1 protein-coding gene is annotated in these 1,133 nt (G+C 68.2%); it reads right to left on the bottom strand.

Annotated features, from left to right (window positions below):
- On the bottom strand, window positions 1-1,088 hold a 1,088-nt coding region (locus ACZ6MZ_RS33940; RefSeq protein ID WP_389793306.1), incomplete at its 3' end, for an IS30 family transposase.
- Window positions 1,089-1,133 lie beyond the last annotated feature (45 nt).

Below are 1,133 nucleotides of genomic sequence, written 5' to 3'. Positions count from 1 at the left end.
TTGGGGAAGTACTGGCGGAGCAGGCCGTTGGTGTTTTCGTTGGAGCCGCGTTGCCATGGGCTGGCGGGGTCGCAGAAGTAGACCGGGATGTCGGTGGCGACGGTGAAGGAGCCGTGAGAGGCCATCTCGGATCCTTGGTCCCAGGTCAGTGACCGTGCCAGATGTGGCGGCAGAGTTTTCACCGTGGTCACCAGGGCGTCGCGGACGTGTTCAGCGCTGCGTCCGTCAGGCAGGTGCAGGAGCATCACGTAGCGGGTGGCGCGTTCCACGAGGGTGCCGATGGCCGAGGCGCCGTCCTTGCCGATGATCAGGTCACCCTCCCAGTGTCCGGGCACGGCCCGGTCGTCAGCTTCGGCGGGACGCTCGCTGATCATGACCATCGGGGTGGAGAACCGCGGCTGGCGCTGCTGGGCCAGACGGCGGGGCTTGCGCCGGGTGCGGCCGGTCCGCAGGGCGTGGGCCAGCTCGCGGCGCAGTTCTCCGCGTCCTTGGACGTAGAGGGCCTGGTAGACCGTTTCGTGGACCACGCGCATCTCCGGCCGGTCGGGGAACTGTGCCCGCAGAGCCTGGCAGATCTGCTCCGGACTCCACCGTAGGTCCAGGCGGTCCTGGATGAAGTGCCGGAGTTCGGGGCGCCGGCCGATCTTGCCGGTCTTGGGCCGGGGCCGGCGGGCATCGGCGCGGGCCTGGGCGGCGTGCGGCCGGTACTGACCGCTCACGGGATGCCGGTTGCGCCGGATCTCCCGGCTGACCGTGGACGGGCTGCGGCCCAATTCGGCGGCGACGGCACGGACTGTGGCCCTCTCCCGCAGCCGGTCGGCTATGAGGATCCGCTCGTCCTCACGCAGATAGCGGGACGGACCGGAAGGCAGTACCTCCTTGTGAACAGGAGGTACTGCCTTCCTCTGCCCGCCCGGTGAGTGGTGGCCGTTACGCCACTTCTTGCCGGTCCGGTAGTTGATCCCGACGATCCGGCACGCTTCCTGACTGCTCAGGCCCTGGTCCATGAGCCGGAAGTATTCCTCCCGCTCACGGACCAGCTTCCGTCGTCCCTGTGGCTTCCGGTCGCCCCGGACCTCGAAGTCCATCGCACCCCTTGAACTGGGGTGTTGCAACGACCACTAGAACGCAAG

This window comes from Streptomyces sp. NPDC042201, assembly GCF_055582185.1.
This window is presented reverse-complemented; position numbering and strand designations above follow the sequence as displayed.